This is a genomic window from Streptomyces sp. YIM S03343 (assembly GCF_054729195.1).
In genome coordinates, this window is sequence record NZ_JBPUKX010000002.1 from 226,366 (window position 1) to 242,096 (window position 15,731).

10 protein-coding genes and 1 riboswitch are annotated in these 15,731 nt (G+C 69.5%); of the genes, 2 read left to right on the forward strand and 8 right to left on the reverse strand.

Annotation, left to right across the window (positions count from 1 at the left end; translation table 11 throughout):
* Positions 1-57: 57 nt before the first annotated feature.
* From ACSYGN_RS36800 to ACSYGN_RS36815, 4 genes are all read right to left on the reverse strand, one after another.
* Positions 58-2,100 (reverse strand): beta-galactosidase, encoded by a 2,043-nt coding sequence (locus ACSYGN_RS36800; RefSeq protein WP_460404393.1) that lies wholly within the window; start codon positions 2,098-2,100, stop codon positions 58-60.
* A 66-nt stretch (positions 2,101-2,166) separates the two neighbouring features.
* On the reverse strand, positions 2,167-3,510 hold the full coding sequence (locus ACSYGN_RS36805) for an ABC transporter substrate-binding protein (RefSeq protein WP_460404395.1): 1,344 nt from the start codon (positions 3,508-3,510) through the stop codon (positions 2,167-2,169).
* 192 nt (positions 3,511-3,702) lie between these two features.
* Complete coding sequence (locus ACSYGN_RS36810; protein WP_460404397.1) at positions 3,703-4,653, reverse strand: carbohydrate ABC transporter permease; 951 nt, start codon at positions 4,651-4,653, stop codon at positions 3,703-3,705.
* Positions 4,654-4,660: 7 nt separating this feature from the next.
* Positions 4,661-5,587: a carbohydrate ABC transporter permease gene (locus tag ACSYGN_RS36815; protein ID WP_460404399.1), complete on the reverse strand. Its 927-nt coding sequence runs from the start codon at positions 5,585-5,587 to the stop codon at positions 4,661-4,663.
* A gap of 665 nt (positions 5,588-6,252) precedes the next feature.
* On the opposite strand from ACSYGN_RS36815, the gene ACSYGN_RS36820 reads away from it, so the two are divergent.
* Positions 6,253-7,254 carry a LacI family DNA-binding transcriptional regulator gene (locus ACSYGN_RS36820; RefSeq protein WP_460405746.1) on the forward strand — a complete coding sequence of 334 codons (1,002 nt, stop codon included), beginning with the start codon at positions 6,253-6,255 and terminating at the stop codon, positions 7,252-7,254.
* A 207-nt stretch (positions 7,255-7,461) separates the two neighbouring features.
* Here ACSYGN_RS36820 and ACSYGN_RS36825 read toward each other — a convergent pair whose 3' ends face one another.
* From ACSYGN_RS36825 to ACSYGN_RS36840, 4 genes are all read right to left on the reverse strand, one after another.
* Positions 7,462-9,957, reverse strand: a complete 2,496-nt coding sequence (locus ACSYGN_RS36825) for an ABC transporter permease (protein WP_460404401.1) — start codon at positions 9,955-9,957, stop codon at positions 7,462-7,464.
* On the reverse strand, positions 9,954-10,769 hold the full coding sequence (locus ACSYGN_RS36830; protein WP_460404403.1) for an ABC transporter ATP-binding protein: 816 nt from the start codon (positions 10,767-10,769) through the stop codon (positions 9,954-9,956). The genes ACSYGN_RS36825 and ACSYGN_RS36830 overlap by 4 nt, the downstream gene beginning before the upstream one ends.
* Before the next feature lie 171 nt (positions 10,770-10,940).
* Positions 10,941-11,540: an anaerobic ribonucleoside-triphosphate reductase activating protein gene (locus tag ACSYGN_RS36835; RefSeq protein WP_460404405.1), complete on the reverse strand. Its 600-nt coding sequence runs from the start codon at positions 11,538-11,540 to the stop codon at positions 10,941-10,943.
* Positions 11,537-13,321, reverse strand: coding sequence for a ribonucleoside triphosphate reductase (locus ACSYGN_RS36840; RefSeq protein ID WP_460404407.1), 1,785 nt, complete (start codon positions 13,319-13,321; stop codon positions 11,537-11,539). Before ACSYGN_RS36840 ends, ACSYGN_RS36835 begins: the two co-directional genes overlap by 4 nt.
* Positions 13,322-13,368: 47 nt before the next feature.
* Positions 13,369-13,510, reverse strand: a riboswitch (cobalamin riboswitch).
* 275 nt (positions 13,511-13,785) lie between these two features.
* Between ACSYGN_RS36840 and ACSYGN_RS36845 the strand changes: the two genes are divergently transcribed.
* Complete coding sequence (locus ACSYGN_RS36845; protein ID WP_460404409.1) at positions 13,786-15,714, forward strand: N-acetylmuramoyl-L-alanine amidase; 1,929 nt, start codon at positions 13,786-13,788, stop codon at positions 15,712-15,714.
* Positions 15,715-15,731 lie beyond the last annotated feature (17 nt).

Sequence of the window (15,731 nt, forward strand, 5' to 3'; positions counted from 1 at the left end):
AGGCGGTGCCGGTTGTGGGAGGGCAGCCCGCCAGGTACGCGCCTCGGTACGTTTTCCTCAGTCGGTGGCCTGGCGCAGCACGGCGACCTCCCTGGGGCCGAGGATCACGCCGTTGTCGACAGGGGATCCGAGCAGGACCGTTCCGGCGACTCCGCGTACCGGCACCGTGTCGTCGGTGCGGTTGATCAGGAACAGGAAACGGGCCCCGGCGTTCTGGCGTACCGTCAGCTCGACCAGGCCGCGAGCGTCGGCAGGCAGCTCGCTCTCCAGTCCTGCGGGTGCCAGGAGGCGGGGCAGCAGCGAGGTGAGCCCTGCGACGCCGAGGCGGGTGGAGACGTAGGCCGCCGAGCCGCCGCATACCGGCCGCCGGGTGACGGCGGGCTGTCCGGTGTACTGACCGGTGCGGTAGCGGGCCAGGACCTCGGTGTCGGGGGCGGTCACGGTGATACGGTCGGTCCACAGGCTGCCGGTCGTGGCGTCGTCGAGGTCCACGGTGTCACCGGGCAGCAGCGGGCCGAACTCCTCGATGCGGATGCCGAGCAGGTCGCGCAGGGCACCCGGGTAGCCGCCGAGCCAGACGTGATCGTTCTCGTCGACGACGCCGGAGAAGTACGTGGTGATCAGGTGGCCGCCCTGCTCGGCGTACTGCGTGAGGGCCTTGGCGAGGTCGGCGGGCACCATGTGCAGCACCGGCGCGACGACGACCCGGTGGCGGTGCAGGTCGGTCCGGGTCGTGATCAGGTCCGCGCGCAGCCCGAGGGAGAGCAGCGCGGAGTACCAGTCGAGCGCTTCCTGCCGGTAGTCCAGCAGCGAAGTGGGGTGGGAGTCCTGCTCACTGGCCCACCATGACTCCCAGTCGTAGAGGATGCCGATGGGGGCAGGTTCGCGCACCGTCCCGGCGACCGGCGCAAGTGTCTTCAGGGTGCTGCCGAGCTGGGTGACGGATCGGAACAGGTCGCTGTCGGCCCCGGCGTGCGGGACCATCGCGGAGTGGTACTTCTCGGCGCCGGCCGCCGACTGACGCCACTGGAAGAAGCACACCGCGTCGGCGCCGTGTGCGACGTGCAGCAGCGAGTCGCGGGCCATGTCACCCGGACGCTTGGCGACGTTGACAGGCTGCCAGTTGACGGCGCTGGTGGAGTGCTCCATCAGGAACCAGGGACGCCCGTCGGCGATGCCGCTGGTGAGGTTGGCGGAGAAGGACAGTTCGTCGCGGTCCTGCGGGCCGCCCGCGAGGACGTAGTGGTCGTTGGAGACGAAGTCGACCTCGTCCGCCCAGTCGGCGAAGTTCATGCCCTTCGTGCCGCCCATCACCATGAAATTGGTGGTCACGGGGACGTCGGGGGTGATCTGGCGCAGCAGTTCGCGCTCCTCGCGCAGGTAGTCCTTGAGCGCGTCCGAGCTGAAGCGCTTGAAGTCCAGTTGCTGGGAGGGGTTGGGATGGGAGGCCGCCTGCCGGGGAGGCAGGATCTGCTCCCAGTCGCTGTAGCGCTGTGACCAGAAGGAGGTGCCCCATGCCTCGTTCAGCGCGTCCACGCTCGTGTACCGGCTCCGCAGCCAGTCCCGGAAGGCGCGGGCCGCGTCGTCGGAGAAGTCGTAGATGTTGTGGCAGCCCAGCTCGTTGTTGACGTGCCAGGCGGCCAGCGCGGGGTGACCGGCGTAGCGGGTCGCCATTTTCCGGACCAGGTTCAGGGCGTGGTGCCGGAACACCGGAGAGGTGGGCCGCCAGTGCTGGCGCGCTCCCGGCCACAGGGTCTCACCGGTGGCCGTGACCGGCAGGATCTCCGGATGCGCCGTGGTGAGCCACGGCGGCGGGGACGCGGTGGCCGTGGCGAGGTCGACGCCGATGCCGCCCTTGTGCAGCAGGTCCATGACCTCGTCGAGCCAGGCGAAGTCCCAGGTGTCCTCCTGCGGTTGGAGATGGGCCCAGGAGAAGATCCCCACGGACACGAGGTTCACCCCGGCCTCGCGCATCAGCCGGATGTCCTCCTCCCACACGTCCCTCGGCCACTGCTCGGGGTTGTAGTCGGCGCCGTATACGAGGTGAGACGCGGGGGCACCGTCCGACCCGCTGCGGCGGGTCAGGAGGGTGGTGATCATAGTGATCCTTCCGGGTGGAAAAGGGTTGTGGGCCGGGGGGCGCGGTGCGCGCCCCCCGACGGGTCGCTACTCGACGGTGAAGCCCTGCTCGCTGCCGTACTTGACGCACTCCTCCTGCCAGGTCTTCAGACCGGCCGTCAGCTTCGTGCTGGAGACATAGGCCTTGCCGACGGTGTCGTTGAAGATCGAGTTGGCGTACACCTGGTACGGCAGGTACGACCAGTCGTCGGCGACCTTCGCGGCGGACTCGGCGAAGATCTTGTTGGCCTGCTGCCCGCCGAAGTACGGGAACTTGGTGTCCTGGAACGCCGTGGAGTTGAGCTGCGCGGTGGTTGCCGGGAAGGCGCCGCCCGCGATCCGGGTGTCCACGCCCTTACCGGCGTTGGCGTACTCGATGAAGGCGTAGGCCAGGGCCTGGTTCTTGCCGAGCTCGGGCAGCGCGAGGGCACTGCCGCCGTTCTCGGCGCTCGCGTCGGCGCCGGCCGTCCACTGGGGCAGCGGGGCCACCCGCCAGTCACCGGCGGCGTTCTTCACTCCGGAGGCGAGGTTGGCCGGCATCCACGCGCCGATGGCGAGGGTGGCGATGGTGCCGTCGCCCAGGCCCTTGTACCACTCGTCGGACCAGCTGGTGACCGGGGCTATCAGCTTGTCGTCGAGGAGCTTCTGCCAGGTGCCGGTGAACTTCGTGGCGCCCGCGTCACTGAAGTCGATCTTCACCTTCGTGCCGTCGACCTTGTAGGGCCGTGAACCGGCCTGCCACAGCATGCTGGTGGTGAAGCCGGCGTCACCGGCGTCGTTGGTGATGTACGCCTTGGGGTTCGCCTTGTGCAGGGTCTTGGCCGCGGCCACGTACTCGTCCCAGGTGGTGGGAACCTTGATCTTGTACTTGTCGAAGACCTTCTTGTTGTAGAACAGGGCCATCGGCCCCGAGTCCATCGGCAGACCGTAGAGGCCCGTGCCGCCGGCCTTGATCCCGTTCCAGGGCCCGGGGGAGAACTTCGTGGCGAGCGCGTCGGCGCCGAAGCCCTTGAGGTCGGTGAGCTGCTTCGTCAGCGCGAACTGGCCCATGGCGTAGTACTCGACCTGGGCGACGTCGGGAACGCCCTTCTTCGCCGACATGGCGTTCTGCAAGGCCTTGTACTGGTCATTGCCGGTGCCCGCGTTGACGAGGTTCACCTTGACACCGGGGTGCTCCTTCTCGAAGTCGGTGGCCACCTGCTTGAGCGTGGGCTCCCACGCCCACACGGTGACGGTGCCGCCCTTCTTCAGCGCGGCCTGGACGTCCGCCTTGGAGACGGTCTTGTTCTGGTTCGATCCGCCGTCGTCGGAGCTGCCGCAGGCGGTGGCTCCGAGGGCGAGGGCGCAGAGGAGACCGATACCGCGCATGAGGCGGCGGGAGTGCTTGTGCATGGATGTGGTTCCACTTCTTCGTGGCCTGAGTGCTTCTTCGTGGCCTGGAGTGCCGATGGGTGGAGGTCGAAGGACTGGACGGGGAGGCGGACTTCGGGGTCTTGGCCGTGCCGGCGTCCGGCACGGCGCTTGAACGGGCGCGGAGGAGCTAGGCCCTGGGGGGCCTGGCGGCTCATTGCTCGGCCGGGCGGCTCATTCCTTGACGCTTCCGGCGGCGAGACCGGACTGCCAGTACTTCTGCAGCATCAGGAACGCCGCGATCAGCGGGACGATGGTGATCAGGGAGCCGGTGATGACCAGGTTGAAGACCGGCTGGCCGCCGGCTGTTGCGGCCTGGGCGTTCCAGCTGTTCAGACCGAGGGTGAGCGGATACCAGTCCGGATCCTTGATCATGATCAGCGGGAGGAAGTAGTTGTTCCACGTCGCGACCATGGTGAACAGCGAGACGGTGACGATGCCGGGCGCGAGCAGCGGCAGGGCGACGGTGAAGAAGATGCGCGCCTCGCTCGCGCCGTCGATGCGGGCCGCTTCCAGCATGTCGGTCGGGATGGCCTCACCGGCGAACACCCACATCAGATAGAGGCCGAACGGGGAGATCAGCGACGGGATGATCACCGCCCAGGGGGTGTTGGTGAGCCCCATGTTGCTGAACATCAGGAAGGTCGGCACCGCGAGCGCGGTTCCCGGTACGGCAACGGCGCCGATCACGACGGCGAACACGGCGCCCCGTCCGGGGAAGTCGAACTTGGCCAGGCCGTACCCGCCCAGCACGGCGAGGAAGGTGGCACCTCCGGCGCCCACTACCACGTAGAGCAGGGTGTTCAGCAGCCAGCGGCTGAAGACGCCGTCGTGGTAGGTGAACGTCTCGGTGATGTTGTCCCAGAGGGCGAAGTCATGGTCGAACCACAGGCCGAACGAACGGGACAGGCCTTCCTGGGTCTTGGTGGCGCTGATGATCAGCCAGGCCAGCGGCGCCAGGCTGTAGACCAGCACCACGCCGGTGAGCACGGTGAGCAGGACGCTGCGCCGGGGCCGGCCGGGGGTGTGTCCGCGCCGGGGTGCGCGCAGCCGGGGCACGGATCCGGAGGTGTGGGACGGCGAGGGCGAGGAGTCCGAGGAGGCGGACGTCATGGTGGCGGTCATCGCTTCTTCACGCTCCCTTGCGCATGCCGCGCAGCTGGACGACATAGGCGACGACCATGGTGATCAGCCCCATGACGATGGCGACCGTCGCGGAGTAGTTGTGCTGCTGGCCGGAGAAGGACAGCGAGTATGTGTAGAAGTTCGGGGTGTAGTCCGTGGTGATGGCGTTGGGGGCGAGCTTCTGCAGAACGCTGGGCTCGTTGAAGAGCTGGAAGCTGCCGATGATGGAGAAGATCGTCGCGATGACGAGGGCTCCGCGGATCGCCGGCAGCTTGATGGCGGTGATGACGCGGAACGGCCCGGCACCGTCGATCTCGGCCGCCTCGTAGAGGGAGTGCGGGATGACACGCAGCGCCGAGTAGAAGATCAGCATGTTGTAGCCGACGAACTCCCAGGTGACGATGTTGCCGATGGAGGTGAGCACCAGGTCGGGTGAGAGCGGGTTGGGCAGGGAGATGCCGAAGGCGCTGTTGATGTCGCTGACCAGGCCGAAACGGGTGCCGTACATGAAGCCCCACATCAGGGTGGCGACGACGGCGGGCACGGCGTACGGCAGGAAGATCGAGATGCGGAAGAAGTTCTTGCCGTAGAGGCGTCCGCTGTCCACGGCGAGGGCGACCAGCAGGGCGATGCCGAGCATGATCGGTACCTGCACGCACAGGAAGAGCGACATCCGGCCGAGGCCGGCCCAGAACCGGTCGTCCTCCAGGGCCTGCCGGTAGTTGTCGAAGCCGACGAAGGTGGTGCCGCCGATGAGGCGGTCACGGAAGAGGCTCAGGTAGATCGAGTACGCGATCGGAGCGAGGAAGACCAGGGCGAACACGGCCACGAAAGGGGCTATGAAGCCCCAACCCGCCCACGATCGACGGTCCCGTCTGGTCGGTGGCGGAGCCGACCGGGGCGCGGAGGCCGCAGGCGGTTGCAGCGTTGTCATGTCGTTCCTCGCTCTTCCAGGTTGCGGAACCAACAGCGTTAATCAGCCTCGGGCCAGGAGGCACGACCTCATGATGTTTACGTAAACATCCCTTGTCCAGATGTCACTGCGGGCTGTTATGTTTACGTAAACATTTCGATGGCCGAATGTCTACACGCCCTGGTGGCAGCGGTCAAGGGCAGTGTGGGCAACGCTGCGGAACAGGCCCGGCCGACGGGCGTGCCCCCGCGTCTCGGGTGGCGTGAAATGGCAGGTGCCGCGGGGCGCATCGAAGCCGGCAGGAAGCCGCGGCGAGGGGTGGCCGCCGAGGCGGGCGCCGCCGCGTGGCTCTGCACCCGTGGGCCGGAAGGCCTCAAGCTTGGTTTCGCATGGGACATCGCTCGTCCACAGGGTGTTTGAATGTTATGTTTACGTAAACATCCACAGATTGATGTCTACACTGCCGTGACAACGGCGGTCCAGCGGTCTCACAGCAAGCCGTGGCACGGAGAACGACGGAAGGCGGCTGACGGCCAGTGACCATGTCCAGGGGCTCTACGGGGTCCAGGGGGTCCAGGGGACCCGTGGCGAAGGCCGACGGCGGCGACGCCGGCGGAGCCGCTGCCGAGCCGGACGGCACAGCTCGGCAGAACGCCCGATCCCGCCGCACGGTCCGCACGGCCTCCATGGCCGACGTGGCCCGACTGGCCGGGGTTTCCTCACAGACCGTCTCGCGGGTGTCCAATGGCTTCGCCGGAGTGAACGAGGAGACCCGCAGCGTCGTCCTGGCGGCGATGAAGGAACTCGGCTACCGGCCCAACAGCGCCGCCCGGGCACTCAAGCGGGGCGAGTTCCGCACCATCGGCGTCATCACCTTCACACTCGCCACCACCGGCAATGTGCGGACGCTGGAGGCCATCGCCACCTCCGCGGCACACGAGGGCTACGCGGTGACACTGCTGCCCGTCGCCATACCCACCCAGGACGAGGTGCGGGGCGCCTTCTCCCGCCTGGAAGAACTCACCGTCGACGCGGTGATCGTCATCATGGAGGTGCACCTCCTCGACGCGGCGACCGTCACCCTGCCACCGCATGTGCAGGTCGTGGTGGTGGACTCCGACGCGGGCGATCGCTACACGGTCGTGGACACCGACCAGGCCGGCGGCACCCGCGCCGCGGTGCAGCACCTGCTCGACCTCGGGCACGAGACCGTCTGGCATCTCTCCGGCCCCGAGGGCTCCTTCGCCGCGCAGCGCCGCACCGACGCCTGGCGTGCCACCCTCACCGCATCGGGGCGTGTCCCGCCACCGCTCGTCCAGGGCGACTGGTCGACGGAGTCCGGATATCTCGCCGGCCTCGAACTCGCGGCACATGACGATTGCACGGCCGTCTTCGTCGCGAACGACCAGATGGCCCTCGGACTCCTGCGCGCTCTGCACGAACGCGGCCGGCGTGTGCCCGAGGACGTCAGTGTCATCGGTTTCGACGACATCCCCGAGGCGGCGCACTTTCTGCCCCCGCTGTCCACGGTCCACCAGGACTTCGCCGAGGTGGGACGCCTCTGCGTCGAGGACGTCCTGCGCAAGGTGCGCGGAGCCGGTCCCGAGCAGGGCACCACGCTGGTCCCGACGCGGCTCGTGCTGCGCGGGAGCACGGCGGCCCCGCCACCCGGAACAGCCGGCTGCTGAGGGTGCTGCGAGGCCTGATCGCCGCGCAGCCCGGCTGAAGGGCGGGTCAGGCGGGTGCGGCCCCCGCACATGCCGAACATTCAGGTGCGCGGGGCCCCCTCTCCTCCCGTGACGTCGCTGAGGCGGGAGCACCCGCCTCAGCGACTGCCGACCGACAGGGGAACCCAGGTGATGCCGAGCTTGAGCCATCCGGCCCGGCCGCCGCCATCAGGACGCCCCGACGCGCAGTGCCGCCCGCGCCGGGAGGCTGACGGAGAGCAGGCCGAGGGCCACCGCGGCCGCGGCGAATGCCCCGTACACCAGTGGGGGCACGTACGGGGACTCCCCCGTCAGGCCGCGCATCATCGGGATGAGCGTGGCCGCCGCGACGGCCGAGCCCAGGACCACGCCCGCGACCGTCACCAGCAGGCTCTCCCAGCGGAGCATCCGCATCACCTGGAGCCGGGTGGCGCCGACGAGGCGGAGCATGTCCAGCTCACGGCGGCGGTCGAGGACGGTCATCACGAGCGTGTTGACGGCGGCGACGGCCGCGAAGCCGCCGAGGACACCGGCCATCGTGTAGTTGGCCCAGGCGTTGAGCTCGCGGTCGGTGTCCTGCTCGACGGCATAGCCGGAGGCGTCGGTGACCTTGCCCAGCGGGGCGAGGGCCTTGGCGTCTCCGCCCCGTACCAGCAGCGTGCTGTCGAAGCCCGATGTGACGTGGGTGGCCAGGGACGCGCGGTCCATGGTCACCTCCGCCAGGCCGAGGCCGCGGCCGTACACGGCGACGACCTCGGGGCTGCTCCTGGTGCCGTCCGGGAGGTAGATCGGCAGCTTGTCGCCCACCTCGACCTTCGCCGACATGGCGAGCGTCCTGTCGACGGCGATCCGGCCCTTGCCGACCTGGTCCAGGCTGCCGCTGCGCACGTCGAGGTCCTGCACCTTCGCGAGCTGCGCGCCGGAGCCGGAGATGCTCTGGGCCGCTGCATCCTGCAGCCATCTGTCGCCGCCGGAGCCGACGGGGACGAGCACCTGTGTGCCGAGCAGGCCCACAGCCGCGTCGACGCCGGGCGCGCGGGCGGCCCGGCCGACGGCGTCGGCGGGCAGACCGGCCGGGTTCGTGACCACATGGTCCGCGGTGACGCCCGCGCGCAGTTGCTTCGCAGCGACGTGGCTCTCGCTCGTATGCATGAAGACGAGCGTCGAGGCGAAGGCCATGGCCAGCACGATCGGGGTGATCGCGGAGGCCAGCCGACGTGCGTTCGTACGGGAGTTGGCGGCCGCGAGCGAGGCCGCGGCGCCGCTTGCGCTCAGCAAAAGCCCGAACAGAGCCGCGCACAGCCGCGCCACCAGCGGGCCGAGCAGCGCGACGGAGAGCATGAAGAGCATCACGACGCCGAGGGAGGCGTTGGCCGCGTCCTCCCCGGCCGAGCGGGCGGCGAGGACGCTGAGGAACCCGCCGCCGCCGAGGGCGCCCAGGCCCAGCACGGTACGGATCACGCCCGGCCGCAGCCGCTCCACCGACGCCTCGGTGAGCGCCTGCCGCGGCTTGATCTTCGCGGGTCTGCGGCCGGCGGCCCAGCCGGCGGCGAGCGCGGTCAGCAGCCCCGTGCCGACGGCGACGACGAGCGGGATGAAGGAGACACGCAGGTCCACGGCCGCCGGGATGGCCCCGCGGTCCTTCAACTGCCCGAACCACCAGTACGCGAGTCCGATCCCGGGCAGGCATCCGACCAGCCCGGCGAGCGGAGCGACGAGCACCGCCTCGGCGGCGACCGCGCGGCGGATCTGCCGAGGAGTGGCGCCGACGGCGCGCAGCAGCGCGAACTCCCGGGCGCGTTGGGCGACGGACAGCGCGACGGTGCCGGACGCCGTGAAGACAGCAACCATGGCGGCGACCCCGCCGAAGGATCCACCGAGCCCGGTGAGCAGCTCCTTGGCGTACTCGAGCCCGCGGTCCTCGACAGCGCCGCGGCTGTCGCCGGTATGCACCTCGGCGCCGGATCCGGCGAGCGCCTTCTTCACACCGGAGGCGAGGGCGTCGGCGTCCGCCCCGTCCTTCGCCACCACGGCGATGGCGTCGGCCTTGCCGGGATGCCCGGCGAGCGCCGGGGCCTGGGCGTCGGCGAACCAGCCCGTGGCGCCCTGGGCCACGTCGCCGGATCCGGCCTTCGCCAGCCCCGAGACGCGGAAGTCGACGCGCCCGGTGGCTGTTTCGAGCGCGACGGTGTCGCCGACGTCGGCCTTCCCGGCCCGCGCGGCGGCGGCATCGAGCACGATCTCGCCGGTACGGGGCGCGGCCCCGGAGGTGAGCGCGGCACCGGTGAAGGTGTGCGATCCCCAGCCATGGCCGGTGAGCACGGCGTCGCCCTGGCGCACCGGGAACGTGAAGTCCGGCACCGCCGCCTTCGCGCCGGGCGCGCGGGCCGCCTTGTCCGCCAGCGCAGCGTCCACGCGCGCCGTGTCCGGCAGCAGTTCGGCCGACTCCGAGCGGCTGTCGCCGCTGCCCGTGACGATGCGGGCGTACTGGTCCGCCGCCACGACGACCGCCGCTTTCGCATACCGCTTCGGCGGCACCGAGGCGCGGGCGCCCGTCTCCAGGAGGATGCCGCAGGCGGAGACGATCAGCGCCGCCATCATCAGCGCGACGAACGTGCCCGCGAACGAGGCGGGTTTGAAGCGGACGGCCGCGCGGGCGAGGCCGTTGGGGGCGAACCTGCTCATGCTGCGGCCCCCGCCATCACACCCGTACGGGAGGTGAGCGCGGCCATCCGTGCCGCGATCTGCTCCGCCGAGCCACCGTCGAGGCCACCGGCGAAGACGCCGTCCGCGAGGAACAGCACACGGTCGGCCCATGCGGCGGCGCCCGGGTCGTGGGTGACCATGACGACGGTGGCGCCGAGGGCGTCCACCGCCTGCCGGAGCAGGCCGAGGACCTCGGCGGCGGTGCCGGTGTCGAGGGCACCCGTGGGCTCGTCGGCGAAGATCACGTCCGGCGCCGTGACCAGCGCGCGGGCGATGGCGACGCGCTGTTGCTGGCCGCCGGAGAGCTCGTCGGGCCGACGCCGCGCCTTGTCGGCGAGCCCGACCTGCGCCAGCACGTCGGCGGCGCGTCGGCGGTCCTGGCGCTGCCCGGCGAGGCGCATCGGGAGCAGCACGTTCTGCTCGACGGTGAGGGAGGGCAGCAGGTTGAAGGCCTGGAAGACAAAGCCGAGGCGGCTGCGGCGCAGCTCGGTGAGCCGGCTCTCGCGCATGCCCGTGATCTCCGTACCGCCGAGGCACACCGAGCCGGCCGACGGCCGGTCCAGGCCGGCGGCGCACTGCAGGAAGGTGGACTTACCGGAGCCCGAGGGCCCCATGACGGCGGTGAACGTGCCACGCGGCAGGGCCAGGTCGATGCCCGCGAGGGCGTGCACGGCACTGTTGCCGCGGCCGTACTGCCGCCGGACACCGCGCAGTTCGACGGCGAGACCGGGCGAGCCCTGGGCCTCCGGCCGATCATCCGCGTTCTGCCGCTCGCCCCTGCGCAGCCCCATACCCCGACCTCTCGCGATCTCCTCGTGCCGATACCTCGAAACTACGGATCGCGGTCATCGCGGACCATGACGGCTGCTGGTGGATCGGGGTGGGGATAACCCGAGGCCCCGGCGGCCCCCGGGCCGGTCCTGTGCGCCCGGGAACGGCCGGGCGCACCAGGCTCTGGCCTTTCAGCCGATGTATGCGGCTCGTGCTTCCTGCCATACGTGGTCGCGCAGCCCTTGCCGTGTCAGCCAGGCCCTGAGGGCGGCGACGTCACCGTCGTCGAGGAGGGACGGGTCCACCGTGGTCCTCAGCTGGTATGCGGTCCCGGAGGCTTGAAGCAGGCGCAGGCTGTGCAGGGCGGGCGCGGCACTGTTGGGTGCGCCGGTGACCCGGTCGTACGCGTCCGGTGCGGACTTCACATCGAATCCGACCCAGTCCACCAGACCCTCGGCCAGGATCTGCCTGAAGCGGCGCGGATAGGCTCCGCCGGTGTGGAGCCCGACCGCATAGCCGAGCGCGCGTGCCTGCCGCATGGCCGTCGCGAGGTCACGCTGCAGCAGTGGCTCGCCGCCGGAGAAGACGATGCCGTCCAGCAGGCCCTGGCGTCGGTGGAGGTGGTCCGTCACGGTCTCCCACGCCACGGAGGACGGGGTGCGCGGCGGCAGCAGCTCCGGGTTGTGGCAGTAGCGGCACCGCCAGGGGCAGCCCTGGCAGAAGACGGTGGTGACCAGGCGGCCCGGCCAGTCGCAGGTGGACAGCCGGGCCCAGCCGCCGAGACGGATCACGCGGTGACCATCGCCTCGTCGAAGTGCACGCGCTCGCCGTGCTCGCCCTTCTTGCCGATGTTGAAGGAGGAGACCGGGCGGTGATACCCCATCACCCGGGTCCACACCTCGCAGGTACCGGAGCAGGTGGGGCAGGTGAGGTGTTCACCGGCGAGGTAGCCGTGGTCGGGGCAGATGGAGAAGGTCGGGGTCACGGTGAGATAGGGCAGCCGGAAGCGTTCCAGGGAGCGGCGTACGAGGTTGCGGCAGGCGTCGGCGGTGGAGATCCGCTCGGACATGTAGAGGTGCAGGACCGTGCCGCCGTTGTATTTGCCCTGCAGTTCGTCCTGCCGCTCCAGTGCCTCGAAGGGGTCGTCGGTGAAACCGACGGGCAGCTGGGAGGAGTTGGTGTAGTACGGGTTGTCCTCCGTGCCGGCCTGCAGGATGCCGGGGAAGCGCCGCCGGTCCTCCTTCGCGAAGCGGTAGGTGGTTCCCTCGGCCGGGGTGGCCTCCAGGTTGTAGAGGTGTCCGGTCTGCTCCTGGAACTCCACCATCTTGGCGCGGACGTGGTCGAGCAGCCGTACGGCAAGCGCGTGGCCCTCGGGAGCGGTGATGTCGTGGGCGTCTCGGGTGAAGTTGCGGATCATTTCGTTGATCCCGTTCACGCCGATCGTGGAGAAGTGGTTGCGGAGGGTTCCCAAGTACCGCTTGGTGTACGGGTAGAGGCCGCCGTCGATCAGGTCCTGGACGGTGACCCGCTTGATCTCCAGGCTGTCCCGGGCCAGGCCCAGGAGGCGGTCGAGGGTGTCGAAGAGGGCACGTTCGTCCCCGGCGTGCAGGTGTCCGAGCCGGGCGCAGTTGACGGTGACCACCCCGAGCGAGCCGGTCTGCTCGGCGCTGCCGAAGAGCCCGTTACCGCGCTTGAGCAGCTCGGTGAGGTCGAGCTGGAGGCGGCAGCACATGGAGCGGATCTGGTTCGGTGACAGGTCGGAGTTGATGAAGTTCTGGAAATAGGGCAGCCCGTACTTCGCGGTCATCGTGAAGAGACGGTCGGCGTTCTCGCTCTCCCAGGGGAAGTCCTCGGTGATGTTGTACGTCGGGATCGGGAAGGTGAACACACGCCCGGTGGCATCGCCCGCCGTCATTACTTCGATGTAGGCGCGGTTGATCAGGTCCATCTCGGCCTGCAGATCGCCGTAGCTGAAGTCCGTCTCGGCGCCGCCGATGACCGGCACCTGCTCGCGCAGGTCGGCAGGGCAGCTCCAGTCGAAGGTGAGGTTGGTGAAGGGGGTCTGGGTGCCCCAGCGGGACGGCACATTGAGGTTGTGCACCAGTTCCTGCATGCACTGGTACACCTCGTCGTACGTCATCGCGTCCTTGCGGACGAACGGCGCCATGTAGGTGTCGAAGGAGCTGAAGGCCTGGGCGCCGGCCCATTCGTTCTGCAGCGTGCCCAGGAAGTTGACGATCTGTCCGACCGCGGAGGAGAAGTGCCGCGGGGGCGCCGAATCGACCTGTCCTGGAACGCCGTTGAAACCCTCTGTGAGCAGGGTCCGCAGCGACCAGCCCGCACAGTAACCGGACAGCATGTCCAGATCATGGATGTGGAGGTCGCCCTCACGGTGAGCACGCGAGACATCCGGGGGATACACCTGCTCGAGCCAGTAGTTGGCGATGACCTTGCCCGCCGTGTTCAGGATCAACCCGCCCAGCGAGTACCCCTGATTGGCGTTTGCGTTGACCCGCCAGTCACTGCGGTCCAGATACTCGGTCACCGAGTCGACGGCATCGATGTGCGTCACGTCAGCCCTCCCACGAGGCATACGGAGATACCTTCCGTGCGCGGAACTGCGCACGGAAGCCGTCGGCAGGTATCGGACTCGCGGCTCCGGGGAGCGCACACCGTTGCGGGACAGTCCCGGATTCCCACCGGGTTCCCTGTTTCCTCGGCCCACTAGATGGCGGGCCGAACCGACAGGGAGAACACTACATGTAGTGGCAGGGGCGGAAGCATCAGCACGGCTGCGCCCCCTCGGAGGCTCAGCACGAGTTGGGTGTGATCCCACGGCATGTCCGGTCGTCCTGGGTACCGCCTGTGCCGCTACCGTGTGCCTTGCAGGCCGACGAGTAACTGACTTTCGTCAGAGAGACTTCACATGTGGCGAGTCGGCGGGACGGAATGACCAACTTACGGACAGCTACGGGTCCTTGCTGTCTCGGTATCTCGTTGCCTGAACAGACACGACACCGACGAAGAGGTATTCACTTGCACCGGAGAACGTCACGGCATCGGCTTCGCTCCGTCATCGCGACAGGTGCGGTCGTGGCAGGCTGCGTCGCGCTGCTGCCCACGACGGCACACGCGGACAGCGCAGGCGACGCCGCCACGACTGCCAGACAGGCGGACTTCGCCGCAGCCGCCACCGAGTACAAGGTTCCGCAGGAGGTCCTGCTCGGCGTGGCCTACCAGGAGTCCTTGTGGGAGGGGCACACCGGCAGGCCCAGCACCGGCGCCGGCTACGGCCCCATGCACCTCACCGACGCGACACCGGCCATGGCGGCGGGCGGCGACACCGGCGCAGCCGGGCGCAGCGACCTCGCCTCCCTCGTCGCGGATCCCGCACTGCACACCCTCCGGGCCGCCGCGAAGCTGACCGGACTCCCCGCCGACGCTTTACGGAACGACCCCCGGGCGAACATACGGGGCGGGGCGGCACTCCTCGCCTCGTACGAGAAGAAACTGCGCGGTGGCACACCGGCGGATACCGGGCAGTGGTACGCGGCCGTCGCCCTCTACAGCCAGTCGTCCGAGAAACACACCGCCACGTCGTTCGCCGACCACGTGTTCGCCACGATCAGGAACGGCGCCCTGCGGACGACCGACGACGGCCAGCGGGTCCGCCTGGGTGCCGACCCGTCGGCGACGCCCGTCACCACCGGGCTGAACCGGCTCGGTCTCAAGGCCTCCGGCACCTCGGCGACCGAGTGTCCTCCCACCCTGGACTGCACGTTCGTCGCGGCTTCGGCGTCGAACGGCCAGGTGGCCAACCGTCCGGCCGACGGCATGAGGATCGACTCGATCGTCATCCACGACACCGAGGGGTCGTACGAGTCCGCCATCAGCAGCTTCCAGAAGCCCGGAGGCGGCTCCGCGCACTACGTGATGCGCGCGTCCGACGGTGCGGTGACCCAGATGGTGCCCACCAAGGACCTCTCCTTCCATGCGGGCAACTACTCCGACAACATGCACTCGATCGGCATCGAACACGAGGGCTACGCAGCCCAGGGCGACGCCTGGTACTCGCCGACCGTCTACCAGAACACGGCCGACCTGGTGAAGTACCTCGCGGCGCGCTTCGGGATCCCCCTCGACCGCCAGCACATCCTCGGCCACGACAACGTCGCCGGGCCCAGGTCCAATCTCATCTCCGGCATGCACTGGGACCCGGGACCGCAGTGGGACTGGGGCTACTTCATGAGTCTTCTCGGCGCCCCCACACATGGCGCGCGGGGAGTGGGCCCGGTCGGTTCGGTCGTCACCGTCACACCCCACTACCGCCACAACCTCCAGACGGTCCAGGTGTGTCCGTCCGACGACCCCACCGGCGCCGTCACCGCCTGCACCGAGCGGGAGCAGCCCTCCGACTTCCTGTACGTGCGCACCGCCCCGGACCCGGACGCCCCGCTCTTCGCTGACCCGGCGATCCACGCCGACGGCGTGGGCACGAACCGGATCAACGACTGGGGCGGCACGATCGTCGACGGTCAGCAGTTCGTGGTCGCCGGACGCTGCGGCAACTGGACGGCGATCTGGTACGGCGGCGCCAAGGTGTGGTTCTACAACCCTGGCGGCCGGTACACGACTCCGGCCTCCGGTGTGAAGGTGATCAGCGCCGCGGGCACCGCCCCCGTCTCCGTCTGGGGCTCGACCTACCCGGACGCGTCGGAGTACCCGGCGGGGCTGTCACCGTCGACACAGGCGCCGCTGAGCTACTACACCGTGCCCGCGGGCCAGGCCTACGTCGCCGCACAGCCGGCCTTCCTCACCGACGACTTCTTCTCCTCCAGCGACACGGTCGTGACCGGCGGCAGGCAGATGTACACCATCCAGTACAACCACCGGGTGGCGCGCGTCTACGCCTCCGATGTCACCGCGATCGACGCCCCGGCCCTCCTCCGGGGCCGAGGCGACTGACGCACCGTCCGGGTGCC